A 17,063-nucleotide genomic window follows, 5' to 3' on the forward strand; every position below is an offset into this window, starting at 1 on the left:
ATGTTTCATATTTTGTACAGCGTGCCCCGTTTTTTCACCAGTCATATCAGGGTGACCGGATACGATGTCAAGGCGCTTATGGCAGAGCATCAAATCCGCCGTTTACCGATTCTTGAATATGGCCAAATTGCCGGTATTGTTGCATTAGGCGACCTTTCCGTTGAGAAAGATACTGGTCAAAAAGCGAAAACAGCATAATGAAAATGGAATCTAGCAGGCATGGTGACCATGTCTGCTTTTTTATTTATAGGGAAAATTATAATGACAGGGGTACATTCAGTTGAAAGTCTTTTTCTTGCCAGAAAGAAGGGATTTTTCAGCATATAACGTCTCACAAAATCACGTTTTCCCTGTTTGATTACCGCTCCTTCTTTTTCTACAATACGCATTGAAAGGAGAGGGAATCAAATTGGATTCAATAGAAAAGGTAAGCAAAAACTTGATTGAAGAAGCATATCTAACAAAGGCTTCTGATATTCACATTGTGCCGAGGGAGCGGGACGCTATCATTCATTTTCGGGTCGATCATGCCTTGCTGAAAAAAAGGGACATGAAAAAAGAAGAGTGCGTAAGGCTGATTTCACATTTTAAATTTCTTTCAGCAATGGATATAGGTGAAAGGCGAAAGCCGCAAAACGGTTCGCTTACGTTAAAGCTGAAAGAGGGAAATGTTCATTTAAGAATGTCAACGCTGCCCACAATTAATGAAGAAAGCCTCGTGATCAGAGTGATGCCCCAATACAATATCCCTTCGATTGATAAATTGTCGCTATTTCCGAAGACAGGAGCCACATTACTCTCGTTTTTAAAACATTCCCATGGCATGCTCATTTTTACCGGGCCAACTGGTTCAGGGAAGACTACCACACTATACTCTCTCGTTCAATATGCAAAAAAACACTTTAATCGAAATATTGTCACATTAGAGGACCCTGTTGAAACAAGGGACGAAGATGTTCTTCAGGTTCAGGTGAATGAAAAAGCCGGTGTAACTTATTCCGCAGGTCTGAAAGCAATTTTGCGCCATGACCCCGATATGATTATTTTAGGTGAGATCAGAGACGCGGAAACAGCTGAAATTGCGGTGCGGGCAGCGATGACGGGACATCTGGTACTAACGAGCCTTCATACGAGAGACGCAAAGGGCGCAATTTACAGACTGCTTGAATTCGGTATCAATATGAATGAAATTGAACAGACTGTCATTGCAATAGCGGCTCAGCGCTTGGTTGATTTGGCTTGCCCGTTTTGTGAAAACGGATGTTCATCAGTGTATTGTCGCCAGTCACGAAATACCAGGAGAGCTAGCGTTTATGAGCTTCTTTACGGGAAAAATCTTCAGCAATGTATCCAGGAGGCAAAAGGAAATCATGCAAATTACCAATATCAAACGCTTCGTCAAATTATCAGGAAAGGAATTGCGCTCGGCTATTTAACGACAAACAACTATGACCGGTGGGTTTATCATGAAAAAGATTAGAAAAGTCTGGTCGTTAAAGGATCAAGCGAGGTTATTAAAGAGGCTCGGTGAAATGACTGCGGGCGGATATACGCTTCTGGATGGATTACGCCTGATGGAACTTCAGATGAATAAGAGGCAGGCGGCTGACTTGACTGGTTCGGTCACTTGTTTGAGGGAAGGGGCTCCGTTTTATCAAGTACTAAAGAGTTTGTCATTTCATAAGGAAGCCGTAGGTATTTGTTATTTTGCTGAAACACATGGTGAACTGCCTGCTTCCATGATCCAGAGCGGAGAGCTGCTGGAACGAAAAATTGCACAGGCAGACCAGCTGAAAAGTGTGCTGCGCTATCCGCTTTTCCTCATCTTTACGGTCGCTGTCATGTTTTATATGTTACAGTCCATCATCATTCCTCAGTTTTCCGGTATCTATCAATCGATGAATATGGAAACCTCACGTTCAACCGATATGCTTTTTGCTTTTTTTCAGCATATTGATCTTGTGATCATTTTGCTTGTTCTTTTTACAGCAGGTATCGGGATTTATTATTGGCTTGTGTTTAAGAAAAAATCACCTGCCCGGCAAATGCTGATTTGTATCAGGATTCCTTTGGTTGGAAAGCTTGTAAAGCTGTTTAACAGCTACTTTTTTTCTTTGCAGCTAAGCAGCCTTTTAAAATCAGGCCTCTCAATTTATGACAGCCTTAATGCATTTAAACATCAAACGTTTCTCCCTTTCTACCGCTGCGAGGCTGAACAATTGATTGAACGGCTAAAAGCCGGTGAGTCAATTGAATCCGCTATTTGTGGAAGCCCTTTTTATGAAACTGATTTATCAAAAGTCATATCTCACGGCCAGCTGAGCGGCCGATTGGATCGGGAGCTTTTCACATACAGCCAATTCATATTACAGCGGCTGGAACACAAAGCGCAAAAATGGACAGGCATCCTTCAGCCAATGATTTATGGATTTGTTGCAGCGATGATCTTACTTGTGTATTTATCTATGCTTGTGCCTATGTATCAGATGATGAATCAAATGTGAAAGGAAGAGGCTGATGAATGAGAAAGGATTTACACTTGTTGAAATGTTAATCGTGCTCTTTATTATTTCGATTTTGCTTTTAATTACGATACCGAACGTCACGAAACATAATCAAACCATTCAAAAAAAGGGCTGTGAAGGCTTACAAAACATGGTTAAGGCACAAATGACTGCATTTGAGCTTGATCATGAAGGACAAACTCCGAGCCTTGCCGATTTACAGTCAGAGGGCTATGTGAAAAAGGATGCTGTCTGTCCAAATGGTAAGCGCATTATCATCACCGGCGGAGAAGTTAAGGTTGAACATTAAATTAAACGAGGAGAAGGGGTTTACCCTTTTAGAAAGTTTGCTTGTGTTAAGCCTTGCCTCTATCCTCCTGATTGCCGTCTTCACCACACTTCCTCCTGCTTATGACAATACAGCTGTCCGACAGGCAGCAAGGCAGCTGAAAAATGATATTATGCTCACACAGCAGACTGCTATTTCCCGTCAACAAAGAACAAAAATTCTCTTTCATAAAAAAGAATATCAATTAGTCATTGGTGATACGGTCATTGAACGTCCGTATGCAACGGGACTTTCTATAGAACTGCTGACATTAAAAGACCGTTTGGAATTTAATGAGAAAGGGCACCCGAATGCAGGCGGAAAAATACGAGTAAAAGGCCATGCCGTTTATGACATAACAGTTTATCTAGGGAGCGGGAGAGTCAATGTGGAGAGAAAATAAAGGTTTTTCTACAATAGAAACAATGTCTGCGCTAAGTCTGTGGCTGTTTGTGCTGCTGACAGTCGTCCCCTTGTGGGACAAGCTGATAGCTGATGAAAAAATGGCGGAATCACGAGAAATCGGCTATCAGATGATGAATGAGAGCATTAGCAAATATGTCATGAGTGGTGAAGGAGCCGCGTCAAAAACGATTACAAAGAACAATCATATCTATGCAATGAAGTGGGAGGAGGAGGGCGAATATCAAAACGTATGTATCAAAGCCACAGCTTATAAAGAGAAATCATATTGCCTCAGCATCCTGCAGACAGAATGGCTATACGCTTCTTAACGTATTATTTTCGCTCTCAGTCTTTTTGCTCATATCAGGATCGTTAGCTGCGATTTTCCATCTGTTTTTGTCTCGACAGCAGGAACATGACGGTTTCACACAGCAAGAATGGATGATTTCGATAGAACAGATGATGAATGAATGCAAGGAGTCACAGGCAGTTAAGACAGCCGAGCATGGGAGCGTGTTAATCTGCACCAATCTTTCCGGGCAGGACATCCGTTTCGAAATTTATCATTCAATGATAAGAAAAAGAGTGGATGGCAAAGGGCATGTTCCGATTTTAGATCATATTACTGCCATGAAAGCTGATATTGAAAATGGTGTTGTTTTGCTGAAAATTGAGAGTGAGGACCAAAAAGTGTATCAAACTGCTTTTCCAGTCTATTCGTATTTAGGAGGGGGGTGAATGTATCGTACAAGAGGGTTTATTTATCCAGCTGTTCTTTTTGTGTCAGCGCTTGTGCTGTTAATCGTGAACTTTGCTGCTGCTCAATATATTTCACGCTGCATGTTTGAAAAGGAAACAAAAGAGTTATACATAGGAGAGAATTTGCTTCAAAATGGGGTGCTTCTTTCGATTCGGCATGTTCTAGAGGAACGGAAAGGCCAGGAGGGTACGCAGCAATTTCCATATGGACGGGTTTCTTATTACATTCATGATACATCGATAAAAGAACAAAAAGAAATCAACTTAAGAGTGTCAACGGAGTCGGGAACAGAAAGAACTGCACAGATCGTATTTGATCAAAAACAGAAAAAACTGCTGAGATGGACAGAATAAAACAGTGTAAAGGGTATAAAAAAAGTCATGTGAGACAACACTCATAATAATTGAATGATGAGGTGATCACGTGAAAACGAATGATTATGTTAAATATATGACGCAGCAATTTGTCAAATATATAGATACTCCGAGAGATGAGCGAAAAGAACGAAAAGAGGTGCGGAAAGAAACAAAAACGCCTGCTTCCCAGCAGTGGTTCGGTATTTTACCCTATGGCTTCCGGCTTTGGCTGAAACGGAAAAAATAACCGCAAATAAACGAATAAGGTCCTTCAAAAAATGGAGGACCTTATTGATATTCTTCTAATATGGCAATTTTATTGACCTTTTGGCTATAAGGATCAAATGAAATCGTCACAAAAACGCCGAATTCTTTTGACCCTTCCCTCAGAGTTAAATGGTATTGCTTCACTGCTTCATCTTTTCTTTTACGGTCCCATACTTTTTGTTTGAACAGTACCTGTGCAAGCGGGTACCTTTTTTTTGCTTCTTTTACAGCAATCTCTTCCCATTTGGACATGTGGCGGGCGGTTACAAGCGGTGTTTCTTCTGCGTGAGCGGCTGTGGTGCCAAAGACGAGAAGAGATAGACAAATCACACATTGTTTGATCATCATGCTGTCACCCTTTCTTTGTTTATTATTACCAAATAATAATGGGATATGCATTTAAATTCTCACATAACAATCCCAAAAATTTCAAAAAAATTGAAAAAATGAGCAATACTGAGCAAGACTTTGTAATATGATGAAAACATTCTTTTAAACGAACGAAATGAGCGATTTCGGTGTTTTTAAATCTATAAATCGTTGATTATACTCTATTTGTGAAGTTCTTTAAAGAGAACGGTTGTCATATCAAGTTACAGTGTTTTACAGGAGGTAAGATATGTTTCGATTGTTTTACAATCAGCAAAAGGCGAAGACGAAACTGAAAGTTCTGCTTATCTTTCAGCTTTCAGTCATTTTCAGTCTGACTGCCGCAATATGCTTACAATTTTCCGATGATACAAGCGCTGCTTTTCATGATATTGAAACATTTGATGTCTCACTTCAAACGTGTAAAGACTTTCAGCATACAGATAAAAACTGCCATTATGATAAACGCTGGGATCAAAGTGATTTGCACATATCAGATCAAACGGATACGAAAGGCACTGTATGCTCACCTTTCGCCTTATTTGCTGTGCTCGAAAATACAGGTGAGAAACTTAAGAAATCAAAGTGGAAGTGGGAGCTTCATAAGCTTGAAAATGCCCGCAAACCGTTAAAGGATGGGAACGTGATCGAAAAAGGATTTGTCTCCAATCAAATCGGCGATTCACTTTATAAAATTGAGACCAAGAAAAAAATGAAACCCGGCATTTATGCATTTAAAGTATATAAACCGGCAGGCTACCCGGCAAACGGCAGTACATTTGAGTGGTCGGAGCCTATGACGCTTGCAAAATGCGATGAAAAACCGACTGTCCCTAAAAAAGAAACAAAGTCGGACGTCAAAAAGGAGAATGAAACAACACAAAAGGATATACAGGAAAAAACAATGAAAGAAGAAACATCTCAAGAAGCTGTAACCAAAGAAAATGAAACTCAATCAGACCAGAAGGAAAGCGGGGAAGAGGATGAAAAAAGCAATGAAGCTGATCAGTAATATTTTATACGTGATCATCTTTACTCTTATTATTGTGCTGACACTTGTCGTGATTTCAACACGTTCATCCGGGGGAGAGCCGGCTGTGTTTGGGTATACATTGAAATCAGTTCTGTCAGGTTCGATGGAGCCGGAGTTCAATACAGGTTCCTTAATATTGGTCAAAGAAATCGCTGATGTGAAAGAGCTTCAAAAAGGTGACGTTATTACATTTATGCAGGATGCAAATACGGCGGTCACCCACAGAATTGTTGACATAACAAAGCAAGGAGACCATTTGTTATTTAAAACAAAAGGTGATAATAATGCAGCAGCTGATTCAGCGCCTGTATCGGACGAAAATGTTCGCGCGCAATACACAGGTTTTCAGCTTCCATATGCAGGCTATATGCTTCATTTTGCCAGCCAGCCGATTGGAACGGCTGTATTATTGATTGTTCCCGGCGTGATGCTGTTAGTGTACGCTTTTGTGACGATCAGCAGCGCCATTAGAGAAATTGAAAGAAAGACAAAAGCCTTGGAAACAGATACAAAGGACAGCACCATGTCTACTTAACTTCAGTTGTAAACCTGGCAACAGGTTTCGATATAAAATCATTCAATAAAAGGGGAGTTTACCATGGGTATGAAAAAGAAATTGAGTTTAGGAGTTGCTTCTGCAGCACTAGGATTAGCTTTAGTTGGAGGAGGAACATGGGCAGCATTTAACGACATTAAATCAAAGGATGCTACTTTTGCATCAGGTACGCTTGATTTATCTGCTAAAGAGAATTCAGCGAGTGTGAACTTATCAAATCTAAAGCCGGGAGATAAGTTGACAAAGGATTTCCAATTTGAAAATAACGGATCACTTGCGATCAAAGAAGTTTTAATGGCGCTTAATTATGGAGATTTTAAAGCAAACGGCGGCAGCAATACATCTCCAGAAGATTTCCTCAGCCAGTTTGAAGTGACATTGTTGACAGTTGGAAAAGAGGGCGGCAATGGTTACCCGAAAAACATTATTTTAGATGATGCGAACCTTAAAGACTTGTATTTGATGTCTGCTAAAAATGATGCAGCGGCTACTGAAAAAATCAAAAAACAAATAGACCCTAAATTCTTACATGCAAGCGGTAAAGTCAATGTAGCAACAATTGACGGTAAAACCGCTCCTGAATATGATGGTGTTCCAAAAACACCAACTGACTTCGATCAGGTTCAAATGGAAATCCAATTCAAAGATGATAAAACAAAAGATGAAAACGGGCTTATGGTTCAAAATAAATATCAAGGCAACTCCATTAAGCTTCAATTCTCGTTCGAAGCTACACAGTGGAACGGCTTGACAATCAAAAAGGACCATACTGATAAAGACGGTTATGTGAAAGAAAATGAAAAAGCGCACAGCGAGGATAAAAATTAATAACAGCCATAAAAAGAGACGGCCCAGTATTCATATACTGGGCCGTCTCGATGGTTATTGACAAAAGAGGAGTTAGTGCCTCTGCTCAGGCACTACTCCTCTTTTTGGGATTTTCTCCATTTTTGATAATCTAAAAATTCACGAAATTGTTTTTTCGATACCCCGGATGTCATCGCATCGCGAACCAATTTCTCCCATTCACTATCTAATTGACCATCGTATTCGGTTTCATGTTTCTCATCGAGCAAAGTATGAACCGAGACGTCCAGAACAGCGGAGACTTTTTCGAGAAATTGAATGGAGGGGTTCGTTTGTAGATTTCGTTCTATTGAGCTTAAATAAGACTTCGCTACCCCAGCTTTTTCAGCTAGTTCTGATAGTGAGTAGCCTTTTTCTTTACGGTATTGTTTAATACGCTGGCCAATCAATGTCATCACCTTCCTTGTGATATTATAGCACATTCAGAAAGGATTTACGGTATGACTTCTGGCTGCCGGACCAGGATGAGCAGACTTTTTGTTTAAAAGTAAATATTTTCGTATTTCTTCCGGGCTGATATTTGCCTCTTTGGCTTCCACCATTAATTCAACCCATTCTTGATCCAATTCAAAGTGCTCTTGTTTTGCATTCTTCATGCAGTTTCTCCTCCTAAAATACTTGTTTATGTATTTCAGCCAGTCCGGCCATGACTTATTGTATGCTTCATTAGTCTCTGGAAGTCATTTGCCATTAAATCACCAGAATTTTTTTCCAATATACCTTTATTATAATCGTATTTTCTCAAAAAAAACGAGAATGATGTCGAATGGTAAAAAAGTTAGCTTGAAATATTATTTTGCAGATAAAACAATCCGCCATTTTCAATTTCAACTGATATCTTTGGTTGATACAAGGTTTTCAGCGCCTGTTTTTCTAGATGGTATTCTTCTGGTTTTTCTTCTATATGCTCGTAAAACTTATCAAGCAATGTCATATCATTCTTCCACCTGTTAACCGCCTGTTCCGCCCAGTCGGACGGCTCCTGCATAGCGGATTTGGAAATATAGTTTTCCATACGCTTAAGTCCGCTTTCTGGTTTGATCATAGGTGAAATGGTGAAGCAATAGTCACATATTTGTGATGTCAGTGAAAGCTGAGTCAGCTTGCTTTGAAAATCTTCAATTATCGTTCCAGAGACTAGGTGAAGACCTAGTGATAATAACTTATCCTTTTTCATGTCGGACTGGTATGAAATCGTGACATTTATACCAAGCCAAGGCTGAAGTGGGACTTTGGCTCCGGCTGATTCAATTTTCTCATACATTCTGGTAAATCTCCCATTTTGTTTAACAGCTTTAAATATTTGAAAAAGACGCGGGGCCCCAAAATATATAAATTCACCATCTAGGTCTTTTGGCGCATTTTCTTTATCTGTAATAAAAGTGATTTTCATTGGATTCGGATCACCGCCTGTCTTCTCGCGCCAATGCCAGTAGAAAGGGCGGTTCATGATTTGTTTGTCCATTTCAACTGTAAGCTGCACTGTCATATAGCCTAAGCCTTGATCGACGATTTGGCAGCTGTTTGCTTGAAAAAAACGCAGCAGAAAATCGTGAACCTCTTGCTGTCTCACTAGTAAAACCTCCTTACAGGCTAAGATCCTCTTTTTTCAGCAGGCTGCTGTTTTTTATAAGACAAAAATGAGGTTAAGTTATCCATTTTTATTTTCATTTCTTCTTCTGTTGCTGAGTGATACAAAATGTCATGAAGGTGCTCTTCAAAATTGTTCACTTGAATTTTCGTTAAAATATCATCAAGTTCGCCGACCACTTTTTCAAACAAATGAATTTTTTCATATAAAAGCTTTAGAATATGCTCTTCCACCGTATGTTTTGTTGCCATGTTATAAATGTGCACGTCACGCTCCTGCCCGAGTCTGTGAATTCTTCCGATTCTTTGCTCAAGTCGCATCGGATTCCATGGCAGGTCATAGTTGATCATGTGATTGCAAAATTGCAGGTTAATTCCCTCACCGCCTGCTTCAGTTGCAATAAGGACTTGGATTTTTCCGCGGAAAAGATCCTTCATCCAGTCTTTTTTCCCACGTTTAAATCCGCCTCTAAACGGCACAGAACTGATGCCGTTTTGCTGAAGAAACCACTGCAGATAAATCTGAGTTGCACGGTATTCTGTAAAAATGATGACCTTATCGTCGATCTTTTTGATCAAATCAACAACTTGAAGCGCTTTAGAGTTTTGTGTCACTTGATTAATTCGATCTATTAAAACTGAAATCGTATCCTCATCAATGGCAGGTGCTTGTTTCTCTTTTTGATCAAGCATCTTTTTCAGCGTCATATACACCGCTTCTCTGCTCGAACAGCATTCTCTTTGCAAGGTCATAATCGAGAACATGCTGGCTGGTTTATTGATACTTTCCTTCAAACGAGAAATTTCATCATAAAGCGCCTGCTCTGATGGAGAAAATTCAATCGGCACTGTTTCAACATGGCGCTGTTTCCAATTCAGCCCGGTATCATGCCGCCTGTTACGGATCATGACTTTATTCACAAGATCTTTTAAATGTTCATGCGCTTCTAAACTGGATTTCTTCTTGGCGAACTCCTCCTGAAAGTGATTCTGACTGCCTAAATGGCCGGGTTTTAATAAGGACACCAAATTGAAAATCTCTTCGATACGGTTCTGGATTGGCGTCGCGGTAAGAAGCAGGCAATATTTTTTTACGAGATTCCGGACAAATTCATAGTTCTTCGTTTTGCTATTTTTCAGTTTGTGTGCCTCATCAATAATGACAAGATCATATGGGATAGACAGAACGATTTCTCGATGGGGCGAGCGCTTCGCGGTGTCTATTGATGAGACGACAATATCGCATTGCTCCCACACATAGCTTTTCTTTTGTTCAACAGCCGGAATCAAAAATTTTTCCTGAAGCTCTTTGACCCACTGTGACACAAGTGAAGCGGGCACAAGGATCAAAATTTTTTTTGCTAACCCGCGAATCATATATTCTTTTAGAATCAGTCCAGCTTCAACCGTTTTCCCGAGACCAACCTCATCTGCTAAAATCGCTTTCCCGTTCATTTTTTCAACCACTTTTTGCGCCACTTCAAGCTGGTGGGGGAGCGGCGTAAAGGAAGGCAGATATAAAGGAGCCCGTAAGCCTTCAAAATCTGGAATTGCTAATGTTTTCTGGATTTCTGCAGAGAGCTTGTACAGTTCCCAGTTTGCCCAAGGGCCATCGTTTTTCAGTCTTTCAGCAAATTCTTCAGGCCATTTTGCATCGTAGATCATTTCTGTATTCATTGCTTTGAAACCGCCTTTCTTATTCTTCGATTCTTAAGATGAATAATATAAGAAAAATCTGCCCAAATTGCTGTTGCCCAGCATATAGTGATGATGGTAGGATATGAGTATGTATTTGATGTAAGATATTGCTATAGTATGTCCATAACAGCATGAAAATATGAGCGAATGACAGCAAGGGGAGAGACCTGACCGAAAACCTCGGGATACAGGCGCCGAAGGAGCAAACTGCGGAGTGAATCTCTCAGGCAAAAGAACTCTTGCTCGACGCAACTCTGGAGAGTGTTTGTGCGGATGCGCAAACCACCAAAGGGGACGTCTTTGCGTATGCAAAGTAAACTTTCAGGTGCCAGGACAGAGAACCTTCATTTTACATGAGGTGTTTCTCTGTCCTTTTTTGTATGTTTTTTAGCTGCGCCGTTGATAAAGGGGAGGAATTAGATGCTGAAAAGAACGCCGTTATTTGACCTGTATAAGGAATATGGAGGAAAAACGATTGATTTCGGAGGTTGGGAGCTTCCTGTTCAATTTTCTTCTATAAAAAAAGAACACGAGGCTGTCCGAACTGCAGCCGGTTTGTTTGATGTATCTCATATGGGAGAAGTCGAAGTGTCAGGGAACGACAGTCTGTCTTTTTTGCAAAGATTGATGACAAATGATGTTTCCGCGTTAACGCCAGGCCGTGCTCAATATACAGCGATGTGTTACCCGGATGGCGGAACCGTCGATGATTTGCTTATCTATCAAAAAGAAGAGAACCGCTATCTGCTTGTCATTAATGCTTCTAATATAGATAAAGACTTGGCTTGGATGAAAGAACATGCAGCAGGTGATGTACAGATTGACAACCAGTCAGATCAAATCGCGCTCTTGGCTGTACAGGGACCGAAAGCAGAAGCGGTCTTAAAAAATCTGACAGATGCAGATGTGTCTGCATTAAAGCCGTTTGCGTTTATTGATGAAGCCGATATCAGCGGCCGCAAAGCACTTATTTCACGCACTGGCTATACGGGAGAAGACGGGTATGAAATTTACTGCCGCAGTGATGATGCTATGCATATTTGGAAAAAAATCATCGATGCAGGGGATGCATACGGATTGATTCCATGCGGTCTCGGTGCACGTGATACACTCCGGTTTGAAGCGAAGCTCCCGCTCTACGGTCAGGAGCTGACCCGGGATATTACACCGATTGAAGCAGGTATAGGCTTTGCTGTAAAGCACAAAAAAGAGTCTGACTTTTTCGGTAAGTCAGTATTGAGTGAACAAAAAGAAAACGGAGCGAAGCGCAAACTTGTCGGTCTCGAAATGATTGAAAAAGGGATACCGCGGCACGGATATGAGGTTTTCCAAAATGGCAAGTCTGTCGGAAAGGTGACAACCGGCACGCAGTCACCGACTTTAGGGAAAAACGTCGGCCTTGCCTTAATTGATTCGGAAACAAGTGAGATCGGGACTGTTGTAGATGTAGAGATTCGCAAAAAATTAGTGAAAGCAAAGGTTGTCAAAACACCATTTTATAAACGCTAATATTTTTTCTTGGAGAGAGGAGACAACACATGAAGCACCGTTATTTGCCCGCAACAGAAAAGGATAAACAGGAGATGCTTGCTACTATCGGCGTAAGCAGCATCGATGATTTATTTGCTGATATACCGGAAAACGTCAAATATAAAAAAGAGTATCAAATCAAAAAAGCGAAATCAGAAACAGAATTAACAAGAGAACTGACAAAGCTGGCCTCTAAAAATTGTGATACCGTACAATACGCTTCTTTCTTAGGAGCGGGTGTATATGACCACTATCAGCCTGTCATTGTGGATCATGTCATTTCGCGCTCTGAGTTTTATACCGCATATACGCCTTATCAGCCAGAGATTTCACAAGGAGAGCTCCAGGCTATTTTTGAATTCCAAACGATGATCTGTGAACTGACAGGCATGGATATCGCCAACTCCTCGATGTATGACGGCGGAACAGCCTTGGCGGAAGCAGCAATGCTTGCTTCAGGCCACACGAAAAAGAAAAAAATCGTTGTGTCAAAAACCGTGCATCCTGAATCGCGAGAAGTGCTGAAAACGTACGCAAAAGGTCAGTATATTGATGTTGTTGAAGTACCCGCTGCGGATGGCGTTACGGATCTTGATGCATTGCGCCAAACCGTTTGCGAGAACACAGCCGCAGTGATCGTTCAGTACCCGAATTTTTTCGGCCGGATCGAGCCGCTAAAGGATATTGAGCCTATCGCTCATCAAGGGAAATCCATGTTTATTGTTTCAGCTAACCCGCTTGCGCTAGGTCTTCTCACTCCGCCGGGCAAGTTTCAGTCTGACATCGTCGTCGGTGATGCGCAGCCTTTCGGCATTCCTTCAGCATACGGCGGCCCGCATTGCGGCTTTTTTGCCGTTACTAAAAAATTAATGAGAAAGGTGCCGGGCCGTCTCGTCGGACAAACGGAAGACGAAAACGGAAAAAGAGGCTTTGTGCTTACCCTGCAAGCCAGGGAGCAGCATATCCGCCGAGATAAAGCAACATCAAATATATGCTCGAACCAAGCTTTAAATGCGCTGGCAGCATCAGTGGCCATGACTGCTCTCGGAAAAAACGGCGTAAAAGATATAGCCCGCCAAAATCTCTTAAAAGCCAACTATGCAAAGCAAGAAGCAAAAAAAGCAGGTCTTACCGTTATGTTTGACGGGCCGATATTTAATGAATTTGTCATCAAACTGGATGAGCCGGTGAGAGCTGTGAACAAGCGTTTGCTGGCAAAAGGCATGATTGGCGGATATGATCTTGGGTTGACGTATCCGGAGCTGGACTGCCATATGCTGATTGCTGTAACGGAGCTGAGAACAAAAGAAGAAATTGACGCACTCATTCAGGAATTGGGGGATCGCCATGAGTAATCAGGACCAGGCACTTATTTTTGAACTTTCAAGAGAAGGCCGAATCGGCTATAGTCTGCCGGAGCTCGATGTACCGGAAATCGAATTGGGGGACCTCTTGTCAGACACCTATATTCGTGACGAAGACGCAGCGCTGCCGGAGGTTTCAGAGCTGGACATCATGCGCCATTATACAGCGCTGTCCAAACGCAATCACGGGGTGGATTCCGGTTTTTATCCTCTCGGTTCTTGCACGATGAAATATAATCCGAAAATCAATGAAAAAATCGCACGTATTCCTGGTTTTGCTGCGATTCATCCTCTTCAGGATGAAGACACGGTGCAAGGCGCATTAGAGCTTTTATATGATTTAAGCAAGCACCTTGAAGAAATAACGGGAATGGATGAGGTTACGCTTCAGCCTGCTGCCGGAGCGCACGGCGAATGGACGGGGCTGATGATGATCCGTGCCTATCATGAAGCTCGCGGGGATTTCAAGCGGACGAAGGTCATTGTCCCTGATTCCGCGCACGGGACGAATCCTGCATCAGCGACAGTAGCAGGCTTTGAAACTGTTACGGTGAAATCGAATGAAAATGGGCTTGTTGATTTAGAGGATTTAAAAAGAGCAGTGAATGAAGAAACTGCAGCTCTCATGCTGACGAATCCGAACACGCTCGGCTTGTTTGAGGAGCAGATTACAGAGATGGCGGAAATTGTACACCAAGCGGGGGGGAAACTGTATTATGACGGCGCTAATTTAAATGCCGTTTTAAGCAAGGCGAGACCTGGAGATATGGGATTTGACGTGGTGCACCTCAACCTGCATAAAACATTCACAGGCCCTCATGGCGGCGGAGGCCCCGGCTCAGGCCCTGTCGGCGTAAAAAAAGATCTGATTCCTTATTTGCCAAAGCCAGTTTTAGTTAAAAAAGAAGGGCGCTTTACGTTTGATTATGACCGCCCTCATGCGATCGGCCGTGTGAAGCCGTATTACGGCAACTTTGGCATTAATGTGAGAGCGTATACGTATATTCGCTCCATGGGGCCTGACGGATTAAAGGCTGTTACTGAGAACGCAGTGTTAAACGCCAATTATATGATGAGAAAGCTCGCGCCTTATTACGATCTTCCGTTTGACCGCCATTGCAAGCATGAATTTGTATTATCAGGGAAGCGGCAGAAAAAGCTGGGAGTGCGTACGCTTGATATTGCAAAACGGCTCCTTGATTTCGGCTATCATCCGCCGACTATTTATTTCCCGCTTAATGTTGAAGAATGCATCATGATCGAGCCGACGGAGACCGAATCAAAGGAAACACTGGACGCGTTTATTGATGCTATGATTCAAATCGCAAAAGAAGCGGAGGAGAATCCGGAGCTTGTTCAGGAGGCCCCGCATACAACGATTGTAAAAAGAATGGATGAAACAAAAGCGGCGAGACACCCGGTGCTCAGATACGAGGCGGTAGAAAGATAAATAAAAACAGCTGTCTACCAGACAGCTGTTTGCTTTATTTCTTCGCTTTAATCTTTCCGCCCCATTTTTTAAAGCCGCCTTTTAGGTTGTAAATCTCAGTGCAGCCGTTTTTGCGCAGGGTTTGTGCCGCGCGTCCGCTGCGGACACTGTTTTGGCAGTACAGGTAAACAGGCTTGTCCGTACGGATCTCATTTTTTCTCTGTTTCAGCTGGGAAAGCGGGATGTTGCGGGCGCCTAAAATATGTCCGCCCTCAAACTCATTTGGCTCACGAACATCAATAAGCTGCGCTTTGCGGTAACCCGCGCGGAATTCTTCTTCGGTAAGTGTTTTCATAATTCGCTGCTGATAGACATAGGAAGCAATCATATAGATGATAAACGCAGCAAAAATAATCAAAACGATCATATTAGACAATGTGATTCTACTCCTTTAGCATATAAAATCAAAACCCTGCTTCATAAAACAAGGTCATAGAGCCGTTTTCGACAAATACTATTATAGTAAAGCACAGCGTGATTGTCATCTATAATGGAACTAAAATATTTTTCATTTTCCCGACAGTTTGATAAACTGATTCTATTAAAACGGTAAGGAAGGTCTTAAAATGCAAAAAGAAACTTGGCGGTTTATAGACTCAGGCAATGCAAGTCCTGCATTCAATATGGCGCTTGATGAAGCGCTTTTATATTGGCACAGCGAAAAGAAAATCCCCCCGGTTATCCGTTTTTACGGCTGGAATCCGGCGACACTTTCTGTAGGGTATTTTCAAAATATTAAAAAGGAAATCAATTTTGAAGCAGTACATAAATATAATCTCGGATTCGTCAGACGCCCGACCGGCGGGAGAGGTGTGCTTCACGATCAGGAACTGACATACAGCGTAATTGTTTCGGAAGAGCACCCCGAGATGCCGGCGACTGTTACTGAGGCTTACCGGGTTATTTCAGAAGGCATACTTCAAGGCTTTAGAAATCTCGGTCTGGACGCTTACTTTGCCATCCCGAGAACTGAAAAAGAAAAAGAAAGCTTAAAAAATCCGCGGTCATCTGTTTGTTTTGACGCGCCTTCGTGGTATGAGCTAGTGGTTGAGGGGCGCAAGGTGGCGGGAAGCGCGCAAACGAGACAAAAAGGCGTGATTCTTCAGCATGGCTCCATTCTTCTTGATTTAGATGAGGACAAGCTGTTCGATCTGTTCTTATATCCAAGTGAAAGAGTAAGAGAGCGGATGCAGCGCAATTTCAAAAACAAAGCGGTTGCCATTAATGAACTCACCGAAAAGCGGGTGACGATGGATGAGGCTCGTAAAGCCTTTAAAGAAGGATTTGAAACAGGTCTTAACATTCATTTGGAGCCATATGAACTTTCTCAGGAAGAGCTTGGTTTTGTTCATCACTTGGCTGAAACAAAGTACGCTTCAGATGAATGGAATTATAAGCGGTAAACAGGGCTTTTGACCCGCGGAGCATCCTTGTTTTTTCAAGTTCATTAGTGTAAACTTGTAATGGTTTATAAAGTTAAGGTGCTTTTTGGGAGGGTTTCGATGACAACACCAAGTATGGAAGATTATATTGAACAGATTTATATGCTGATTGAAGAAAAAGGATATGCACGAGTTTCCGATATCGCGGAAGCATTGGCAGTCCATCCCTCCTCTGTAACAAAAATGGTTCAAAAACTAGATAAAGACGAATATTTAATTTATGAAAAATATCGCGGTCTCGTGTTAACGTCTAAAGGGAAAAAAATAGGCAAACGGCTGGTATACAGACATGAATTGCTTGAGCAGTTTTTAAGAATCATTGGTGTTGATGAAGAGAAAATATATAACGATGTCGAAGGAATCGAACATCATTTAAGCTGGAACAGTATTGATCGCATCGGGGATCTTGTTCAATATTTTGAAGAAGATGATGCCCGTAAAAAAGATCTGAAATCAATCCAAAAGAAAACAGAACATCATAATCAGTAAAAAGGCGGTCTCGAAG

23 protein-coding genes and 1 riboswitch are annotated in these 17,063 nt (G+C 41.8%); of the genes, 17 read left to right on the forward strand and 6 right to left on the reverse strand.

Annotated elements, in window-relative coordinates:
* From PUN35_RS02070 to PUN35_RS02110, 9 genes are all read left to right on the forward strand, one after another.
* On the forward strand, positions 1 to 198 hold the full coding sequence (locus tag PUN35_RS02070) for a CBS domain-containing protein (protein ID WP_014480259.1): 198 nt from the start codon (positions 1 to 3) through the stop codon (positions 196 to 198).
* Positions 199 to 409: 211 nt separating this feature from the next.
* Positions 410 to 1,480, forward strand: a complete 1,071-nt coding sequence (gene comGA, locus PUN35_RS02075; protein WP_004399124.1) for a competence protein ComGA — start codon at positions 410 to 412, stop codon at positions 1,478 to 1,480.
* The gene (gene comGB, locus PUN35_RS02080; RefSeq protein ID WP_031600685.1) at positions 1,467 to 2,504 is read left to right on the forward strand and encodes a comG operon protein ComGB; all 1,038 of its coding nucleotides are present in this window, start codon (positions 1,467 to 1,469) and stop codon (positions 2,502 to 2,504) included. Before comGA ends, comGB begins: the two co-directional genes overlap by 14 nt.
* A gap of 13 nt (positions 2,505 to 2,517) precedes the next feature.
* A complete protein-coding gene (gene comGC, locus PUN35_RS02085) occupies positions 2,518 to 2,814 on the forward strand; it encodes a comG operon protein ComGC (protein ID WP_003230162.1) in 297 nt (98 codons plus the stop codon).
* Positions 2,804 to 3,235 (forward strand): comG operon protein ComGD, encoded by a 432-nt coding sequence (comGD, locus tag PUN35_RS02090; RefSeq protein ID WP_014480256.1) that lies wholly within the window; start codon positions 2,804 to 2,806, stop codon positions 3,233 to 3,235. The genes comGC and comGD overlap by 11 nt, the downstream gene beginning before the upstream one ends.
* Positions 3,219 to 3,566, forward strand: coding sequence for a ComG operon protein 5 (gene comGE / locus PUN35_RS02095; RefSeq protein ID WP_014480255.1), 348 nt, complete (start codon positions 3,219 to 3,221; stop codon positions 3,564 to 3,566). The genes comGD and comGE overlap by 17 nt, the downstream gene beginning before the upstream one ends.
* Before the next feature lie 25 nt (positions 3,567 to 3,591).
* On the forward strand, positions 3,592 to 3,975 hold the full coding sequence (gene comGF, locus PUN35_RS02100; RefSeq protein ID WP_014480254.1) for a competence type IV pilus minor pilin ComGF: 384 nt from the start codon (positions 3,592 to 3,594) through the stop codon (positions 3,973 to 3,975).
* Positions 3,976 to 4,350, forward strand: coding sequence for a competence type IV pilus minor pilin ComGG (comGG, locus tag PUN35_RS02105; RefSeq protein ID WP_014480253.1), 375 nt, complete (start codon positions 3,976 to 3,978; stop codon positions 4,348 to 4,350).
* A 70-nt stretch (positions 4,351 to 4,420) separates the two neighbouring features.
* Entirely contained in the window at positions 4,421 to 4,600 is a 180-nt protein-coding gene (locus PUN35_RS02110; protein WP_014480252.1) for a YqzE family protein, read from the forward strand.
* A gap of 41 nt (positions 4,601 to 4,641) precedes the next feature.
* On the opposite strand, the gene PUN35_RS02115 is transcribed toward PUN35_RS02110, so the two are convergent.
* Positions 4,642 to 4,968 (reverse strand): YqzG/YhdC family protein, encoded by a 327-nt coding sequence (locus PUN35_RS02115; RefSeq protein ID WP_003246051.1) that lies wholly within the window; start codon positions 4,966 to 4,968, stop codon positions 4,642 to 4,644.
* 271 nt (positions 4,969 to 5,239) lie between these two features.
* Between PUN35_RS02115 and tapA the strand changes: the two genes are divergently transcribed.
* The 3 genes from tapA to tasA all read left to right on the forward strand — a co-directional run bounded on the left by tapA (position 5,240) and on the right by tasA (position 7,406).
* Positions 5,240 to 6,001 carry an amyloid fiber anchoring/assembly protein TapA gene (gene tapA, locus PUN35_RS02120; protein ID WP_014480251.1) on the forward strand — a complete coding sequence of 254 codons (762 nt, stop codon included), beginning with the start codon at positions 5,240 to 5,242 and terminating at the stop codon, positions 5,999 to 6,001.
* On the forward strand, positions 5,985 to 6,557 hold the full coding sequence (gene sipW / locus PUN35_RS02125) for a signal peptidase I SipW (protein WP_003230181.1): 573 nt from the start codon (positions 5,985 to 5,987) through the stop codon (positions 6,555 to 6,557). The genes tapA and sipW overlap by 17 nt, the downstream gene beginning before the upstream one ends.
* Before the next feature lie 63 nt (positions 6,558 to 6,620).
* A complete protein-coding gene (gene tasA, locus PUN35_RS02130) occupies positions 6,621 to 7,406 on the forward strand; it encodes a biofilm matrix protein TasA (RefSeq protein ID WP_014480250.1) in 786 nt (261 codons plus the stop codon).
* A gap of 92 nt (positions 7,407 to 7,498) precedes the next feature.
* On the opposite strand, the gene sinR is transcribed toward tasA, so the two are convergent.
* From sinR to PUN35_RS02150, 4 genes are all read right to left on the reverse strand, one after another.
* Positions 7,499 to 7,834 carry a transcriptional regulator SinR gene (gene sinR / locus PUN35_RS02135; protein ID WP_003226345.1) on the reverse strand — a complete coding sequence of 112 codons (336 nt, stop codon included), beginning with the start codon at positions 7,832 to 7,834 and terminating at the stop codon, positions 7,499 to 7,501.
* Between the two features lie 33 nt (positions 7,835 to 7,867).
* The gene (gene sinI / locus PUN35_RS02140; protein ID WP_003230187.1) at positions 7,868 to 8,041 is read right to left on the reverse strand and encodes an anti-repressor SinI; all 174 of its coding nucleotides are present in this window, start codon (positions 8,039 to 8,041) and stop codon (positions 7,868 to 7,870) included.
* 182 nt (positions 8,042 to 8,223) lie between these two features.
* On the reverse strand, positions 8,224 to 9,018 hold the full coding sequence (locus tag PUN35_RS02145; RefSeq protein WP_014480249.1) for a YqhG family protein: 795 nt from the start codon (positions 9,016 to 9,018) through the stop codon (positions 8,224 to 8,226).
* Positions 9,019 to 9,038: 20 nt separating this feature from the next.
* Entirely contained in the window at positions 9,039 to 10,712 is a 1,674-nt protein-coding gene (locus tag PUN35_RS02150; protein WP_014480248.1) for a DEAD/DEAH box helicase, read from the reverse strand.
* Positions 10,713 to 10,880: 168 nt separating this feature from the next.
* A riboswitch (glycine riboswitch) is annotated at positions 10,881 to 10,982 on the forward strand.
* Positions 10,983 to 11,153: 171 nt separating this feature from the next.
* Between PUN35_RS02150 and gcvT the strand changes: the two genes are divergently transcribed.
* The 3 genes from gcvT to gcvPB are packed head-to-tail and all read left to right on the forward strand — an operon-like array spanning position 11,154 to position 15,077.
* Entirely contained in the window at positions 11,154 to 12,242 is a 1,089-nt protein-coding gene (gcvT, locus tag PUN35_RS02155) for a glycine cleavage system aminomethyltransferase GcvT (protein ID WP_014480247.1), read from the forward strand.
* A gap of 29 nt (positions 12,243 to 12,271) precedes the next feature.
* Positions 12,272 to 13,618: an aminomethyl-transferring glycine dehydrogenase subunit GcvPA gene (gene gcvPA / locus PUN35_RS02160; RefSeq protein ID WP_014480246.1), complete on the forward strand. Its 1,347-nt coding sequence runs from the start codon at positions 12,272 to 12,274 to the stop codon at positions 13,616 to 13,618.
* Positions 13,611 to 15,077: an aminomethyl-transferring glycine dehydrogenase subunit GcvPB gene (gene gcvPB, locus PUN35_RS02165; RefSeq protein WP_014480245.1), complete on the forward strand. Its 1,467-nt coding sequence runs from the start codon at positions 13,611 to 13,613 to the stop codon at positions 15,075 to 15,077. The genes gcvPA and gcvPB overlap by 8 nt, the downstream gene beginning before the upstream one ends.
* 34 nt (positions 15,078 to 15,111) lie before the next feature.
* On the opposite strand, the gene PUN35_RS02170 is transcribed toward gcvPB, so the two are convergent.
* Positions 15,112 to 15,492, reverse strand: coding sequence for a rhodanese-like domain-containing protein (locus PUN35_RS02170; protein ID WP_004398485.1), 381 nt, complete (start codon positions 15,490 to 15,492; stop codon positions 15,112 to 15,114).
* Positions 15,493 to 15,682: 190 nt separating this feature from the next.
* Here PUN35_RS02170 and lipM point away from each other — a divergent pair, with 190 nt between their 5' ends.
* Positions 15,683 to 16,519, forward strand: a complete 837-nt coding sequence (gene lipM, locus PUN35_RS02175) for an octanoyltransferase LipM (RefSeq protein WP_014480244.1) — start codon at positions 15,683 to 15,685, stop codon at positions 16,517 to 16,519.
* 99 nt (positions 16,520 to 16,618) lie between these two features.
* Complete coding sequence (gene mntR, locus PUN35_RS02180; RefSeq protein WP_003236923.1) at positions 16,619 to 17,047, forward strand: transcriptional regulator MntR; 429 nt, start codon at positions 16,619 to 16,621, stop codon at positions 17,045 to 17,047.
* The last annotated feature ends 16 nt before the right edge of the window (positions 17,048 to 17,063 follow it).

The sequence above is a fragment of the Bacillus sp. N3378-2at genome (assembly GCF_033412715.1).
GTDB lineage: Bacteria > Bacillota > Bacilli > Bacillales > Bacillaceae > Bacillus > Bacillus subtilis.

Excerpts from the sequence above, each read along its gene's own strand:
- comGG (WP_014480253.1), top strand. The coding sequence starts at position 3,976 with ATGTATCGTACAAGAGGGTTTATTTATCCAGCTGTTCTTTTTGTGTCA.
- gcvPB (WP_014480245.1), top strand. The coding sequence starts at position 13,611 with ATGAGTAATCAGGACCAGGCACTTATTTTTGAACTTTCAAGAGAAGGC.
- comGB (WP_031600685.1), top strand. The coding sequence starts at position 1,467 with ATGAAAAAGATTAGAAAAGTCTGGTCGTTAAAGGATCAAGCGAGGTTA.
- PUN35_RS02070 (WP_014480259.1), top strand. The coding sequence starts at position 1 with ATGTTTCATATTTTGTACAGCGTGCCCCGTTTTTTCACCAGTCATATC.
- gcvPA (WP_014480246.1), top strand. The coding sequence starts at position 12,272 with ATGAAGCACCGTTATTTGCCCGCAACAGAAAAGGATAAACAGGAGATG.
- PUN35_RS02115 (WP_003246051.1), bottom strand. The coding sequence starts at position 4,968 with ATGATGATCAAACAATGTGTGATTTGTCTATCTCTTCTCGTCTTTGGC.
- tasA (WP_014480250.1), top strand. The coding sequence starts at position 6,621 with ATGGGTATGAAAAAGAAATTGAGTTTAGGAGTTGCTTCTGCAGCACTA.
- lipM (WP_014480244.1), top strand. The coding sequence starts at position 15,683 with ATGCAAAAAGAAACTTGGCGGTTTATAGACTCAGGCAATGCAAGTCCT.
- tapA (WP_014480251.1), top strand. The coding sequence starts at position 5,240 with ATGTTTCGATTGTTTTACAATCAGCAAAAGGCGAAGACGAAACTGAAA.
- PUN35_RS02150 (WP_014480248.1), bottom strand. The coding sequence starts at position 10,712 with ATGAATACAGAAATGATCTACGATGCAAAATGGCCTGAAGAATTTGCT.
- comGC (WP_003230162.1), top strand. The coding sequence starts at position 2,518 with ATGAATGAGAAAGGATTTACACTTGTTGAAATGTTAATCGTGCTCTTT.
- sipW (WP_003230181.1), top strand. The coding sequence starts at position 5,985 with ATGAAGCTGATCAGTAATATTTTATACGTGATCATCTTTACTCTTATT.
- sinI (WP_003230187.1), bottom strand. The coding sequence starts at position 8,041 with ATGAAGAATGCAAAACAAGAGCACTTTGAATTGGATCAAGAATGGGTT.
- comGE (WP_014480255.1), top strand. The coding sequence starts at position 3,219 with ATGTGGAGAGAAAATAAAGGTTTTTCTACAATAGAAACAATGTCTGCG.
- gcvT (WP_014480247.1), top strand. The coding sequence starts at position 11,154 with ATGCTGAAAAGAACGCCGTTATTTGACCTGTATAAGGAATATGGAGGA.
- mntR (WP_003236923.1), top strand. The coding sequence starts at position 16,619 with ATGACAACACCAAGTATGGAAGATTATATTGAACAGATTTATATGCTG.